This is a genomic window from Burkholderia sp. AU45274, from assembly GCF_030482505.1.
Classification (GTDB): Bacteria; Pseudomonadota; Gammaproteobacteria; order Burkholderiales; family Burkholderiaceae; genus Burkholderia.
In genome coordinates this window covers 1-3,823 of record NZ_JAUJQE010000030.1, presented here as the reverse complement: position 1 = coordinate 3,823, position 3,823 = coordinate 1, and the positions used below count along the sequence as shown (strand labels likewise).

Here is a 3,823-nt window from a genome sequence, read left to right as displayed (position 1 = left end):
CAGCGACCGCGTTCGCGCCGTCCTGGTTCAGGTCGGCGATCGCGACGGCCGCGCCCGCTTTCGCGAGCTCGAGTGCGATTTCCTTGCCGATGCCGCTCGCGGCGCCCGTGACGACTGCGGTCTTGCCGCTCAGATCTGCTGCCATGTCCGTCTCCTCCCGTTGTCGGATCGATAAAACAAGCGCCCGCTGCATCCGCTACCGTCGCGCGATCGTGCTGGCGGGCCAGCCGTCATTGTGCACGATCGGCCCCGCCGTTCGCGCGCAAAACGTCTAAGCTTAAGGTCGGTTCTGTCACGCAGGAGATTCGCATGCACTATCGACGGCTAGGCCGCTCCGGCCTGCAGATCAGCGCACTTTCGCTCGGTTCGTGGGTGACGTACGGCAACCAGGTCGACCAGCGGGTCGCACGCGAATGCCTGGCTGCGGCGCGCGACGCGGGCGTCAATTTCTTCGACAATGCCGAGGTCTACGCCGGCGGCAAATCGGAGGAAATCATGGGCCACGCGCTCAAGGCACTCGACTGGCCGCGCATCAGCTACATCGTGTCCACGAAGTTCTTCTGGGGGCTCGCCGAAGCGCCGAACCAGTATCACACGCTGAACCGGAAATACCTGCTGAACGCCATCGACGGCTCGCTGCGCCGGCTGCAACTCGACTATGTCGACCTCGTCTATTGCCATCGTCCCGACCCGAACACGCCGATCGAGGAAACCGTCTGGGCAATGAGCGACATGATCGTGCGCGGCAAGGCGCTGTACTGGGGCACGTCGGAATGGAGTGCCGACGAGATCCGTGCTGCGTGCGAGATCGCCGAGCGGCATCACCTGCACAAGCCGGTCGTCGAGCAGCCGCAGTACAACCTGTTCCACCGCACGCGGGTCGAACAGGAATATGCGCGGCTCTACGAAGACTACGGTCTCGGCCTCACGACCTGGAGCCCGCTGGCATCGGGCCTGCTCACCGGCAAGTACCGTAACGGCGTGCCGCCCGGCAGCCGCGCCCAGTTACAGGGTTACGACTGGATGCGCGACCGCCTGACCAATCCGGCCGCCAACGACATCGTCGAACGGCTCGGCACAATTGCAGCCGAGCTCGGCTGCAGCACGGCCCAACTCGCGATCGCGTGGGTACTCGCAAATCCGCGTGTGAGTTCAGTCATCACCGGCGCGTCGCGGATCGAGCAGATCAGTGACAACATGCGCGCGCTCGACGTTGCCGCGAAGCTGACGCCGGATGTGAAGCAACGCATCGAGGAGGTGGTCGGCGATGCGTACGAGTAAGGCGATGCGCGGTCACTCGCGTACAATACGCGGCCCGCATCGGCGCCCGGCCTGACGGCCGCGCACGATCGACCGCTTTCATCGATTCACCTTTCGTTTCAGGCAGCCCGCCATGCTCAGTTATCGTCACGGTTTTCACGCAGGCAACCACGCGGACGTGCTCAAGCACGCCGTCGTCGTTCAGCTGCTGCGCTACCTGAACAAGAAGGACAAGTCTTACTGGTACATCGACACGCATGCAGGTGCCGGCGTGTACTCGCTGCGCGACGGCTACGCGGCGAAGACGTCGGAATTCGACACCGGCATCGGCCGACTGTGGAACGAGAAGGACCTGCCGGAGGCGCTGGGCGACTATGTGGATGAAGTTCGCGCACTGAACGACGACGGTGAACTGCGCTTCTACCCGGGTTCCCCGTACATCGCATGGCGATCGATGCGCGAGCAGGACCGCATGCGCCTGTTCGAAATGCACACGACGGAAATCGACGTGCTGCGCCACAATTTCCGCGATGCGGGCCGACGCGCGATGATCTTCGCCGGCGACGGCTTCGAAGGCATCAAGGCGCTGCTGCCGCCGCCGCCGCGACGCGCACTCGTTCTGATCGACCCGTCCTACGAGGACAAGAAGGATTACGCGCGCACGGTGGCTTGCGTGACGGAGTGTCTGAAGCGTTTCGCGACGGGCTGCTATGCAGTCTGGTACCCGCAGGTGACCCGGACGGAATCGCAGCGTTTTCCCGAGCAGTTGAAGCGCCTGCAACCGAACAACTGGCTGCACCTGACACTGACGGTGTCGAATCCGCCGACTGACGGGCTAGGTCTCTACGGCAGCGGGATGTTCATTCTGAATCCGCCGTATACGCTCGCCCAGAGCATGAACGAGGCACTGCCCTACCTGGTCGAGATGCTCGGACAGGATAGCGGCGCCCGCTGCCAGATCGAGCACCGCGGAAACTGATCGGGTGACTGGCCGTTACGGCTGAGGTCTCGGCGCGAGCCTCGGCTGGTTGACCGGCTGCCCACCCCATGCGGGGACATTGATATACGGCGCGACGAACAGCGGAACCGACGTGTTCGGCGCCTGCCCGGCCGGAGCGCGCATCCCTGCCGGCTCGACGATCGGCTCGGAAGACAACGGGGCCGTCTGCAGCACCAACCCGCCCTTGCCGTCCTGGATACCGCGTTGCGTATCGAGAATCAGCGGCTTGGACGACGTCGCAGCAACAGCCGCGAGTCCGTGGACCAGCACCGCCGCGCCCAGAACGAGACGCGCGCGGGCACTTCGACGCACATCGAGACGCAAACGCATGATCGTGTCCTTCAGGATGAAAAGCAGGTGCATACCATAGCGCTGCACTGACGATTGCGCCAGATCCGACGCACAAAAAAACAAAGCCCCGTCAAATACGGGGCTTGCTTATCGTTCGGTGCCACGTGGCACCTGACGGTGACTCCGATTACAGCGAGTAGCCGTTGGTTTCGAGCGAGCGGATGCGGCTCTCGAGCTGGACGATGTCCGACGACGTGGCAAGGTAGGCCTCACGGCGTTCACGTTCTGCGGATTCGAACCAGTTGCTCAGCTTTTCGACGATGTAGGCGATCATGACATTCTCCAAGGAAGGGGGACCCCTGGTGAATCGGTGTTCAGGGATTTCCCGTATAGGGTTATCCCGAATTATAGCGATGCCGCACCAAGATGCTAGTGAAATACTTGCATGGGAACCATTCCAAATCGGAATGGCTGACCGACGCCACTTCATAACCCATTGATTTTTATCAAAATCGAGTCAATGCCTGATTGGGACGTCGAGCGAACGCACTAATTTGGTTCACTGACAGGGTCGGACAGACGCGCCAAAATCGGGCATTCGGGCCGCCCGTCACCATGACAGTGCGCAGCAAGATCGGCCAGTGTGTCGCGCATGTCGCTCAGCTCGGCGATGCGCTTGTCGAGTTCGGCCACGTGCTCGAGGGCGATTGACTTCACTTCGGCGCTCGCGCGGGAACGGTCTTGCCAGAGCATCAGCAGCTTGCGGATGTCCTCGACGAGAAAGCCAAGGCGTCGCGCCTGACGGATGAAGCGCAGGATATGGATCTCGTCTGCGCCGTAGATCCGGTAACCGGCGTCGGTACGCTTGCTTGGCGCCAGCAGGCCCACCTGTTCGTAGTACCGGATCATCTTTGCGCTGACTCCGGATTCGCGCGACGCGTCGCCGATATTCATTTCCGCTCTCTCCATCAAGCCCTGGTTTCAAACATGAAGGTCGACGTGTGCAATCGCCGACGACACGTCGATCGTATCAAATCGCGTGGTTTCGTTCCGGGATGAGGATCGACTGCAGGATGGCGGCTGATTGATCTGGTGTGCGTGCCGTTGGGATGTGATGAATGAAGCGCTCTTCTCTCACCACACATGCATTTCCGCCGCCCAAATGCAAAAACCCCCGCCTTTCGGGCGGGGGTTTTCGGCTTAGGGAGCCTGACGATTACCTACTTTCACACGGGAATCCGCACTATCATCGGCGTAGAGTCGTTTCACGGT

6 protein-coding genes are annotated in these 3,823 nt (G+C 61.8%); 2 read left to right on the top strand and 4 right to left on the bottom strand.

The genetic code is table 11. The features are described from left to right. Positions 1-145: SDR family NAD(P)-dependent oxidoreductase (locus QZM35_RS38015; RefSeq protein ID WP_131932302.1), on the bottom strand; the 145-nt coding region annotated here is incomplete at its 3' end. 164 nt (positions 146-309) lie between these two features. On the opposite strand from QZM35_RS38015, the gene QZM35_RS38010 reads away from it, so the two are divergent. Both QZM35_RS38010 and QZM35_RS38005 read left to right on the top strand, forming a co-directional pair. Continuing rightward, positions 310-1,281 carry an aldo/keto reductase gene (locus QZM35_RS38010; protein ID WP_206151062.1) on the top strand — a complete coding sequence of 324 codons (972 nt, stop codon included), beginning with the start codon at positions 310-312 and terminating at the stop codon, positions 1,279-1,281. Positions 1,282-1,393: 112 nt separating this feature from the next. After that, positions 1,394-2,239, top strand: coding sequence for a 23S rRNA (adenine(2030)-N(6))-methyltransferase RlmJ (locus QZM35_RS38005; protein WP_301777781.1), 846 nt, complete (start codon positions 1,394-1,396; stop codon positions 2,237-2,239). Between the two features lie 15 nt (positions 2,240-2,254). On the opposite strand, the gene QZM35_RS38000 is transcribed toward QZM35_RS38005, so the two are convergent. The 3 genes from QZM35_RS38000 to cueR form a co-directional block, all read right to left on the bottom strand. After that, the gene (locus QZM35_RS38000; protein ID WP_241026285.1) at positions 2,255-2,590 is read right to left on the bottom strand and encodes a hypothetical protein; all 336 of its coding nucleotides are present in this window, start codon (positions 2,588-2,590) and stop codon (positions 2,255-2,257) included. Between the two features lie 148 nt (positions 2,591-2,738). Then, on the bottom strand, positions 2,739-2,885 hold the full coding sequence (locus QZM35_RS37995; protein ID WP_006478295.1) for a DUF3563 family protein: 147 nt from the start codon (positions 2,883-2,885) through the stop codon (positions 2,739-2,741). Between the two features lie 215 nt (positions 2,886-3,100). Then, positions 3,101-3,505 (bottom strand): Cu(I)-responsive transcriptional regulator, encoded by a 405-nt coding sequence (cueR, locus tag QZM35_RS37990; RefSeq protein ID WP_301777780.1) that lies wholly within the window; start codon positions 3,503-3,505, stop codon positions 3,101-3,103. Between the last annotated feature and the right edge of the window lie 318 nt (positions 3,506-3,823).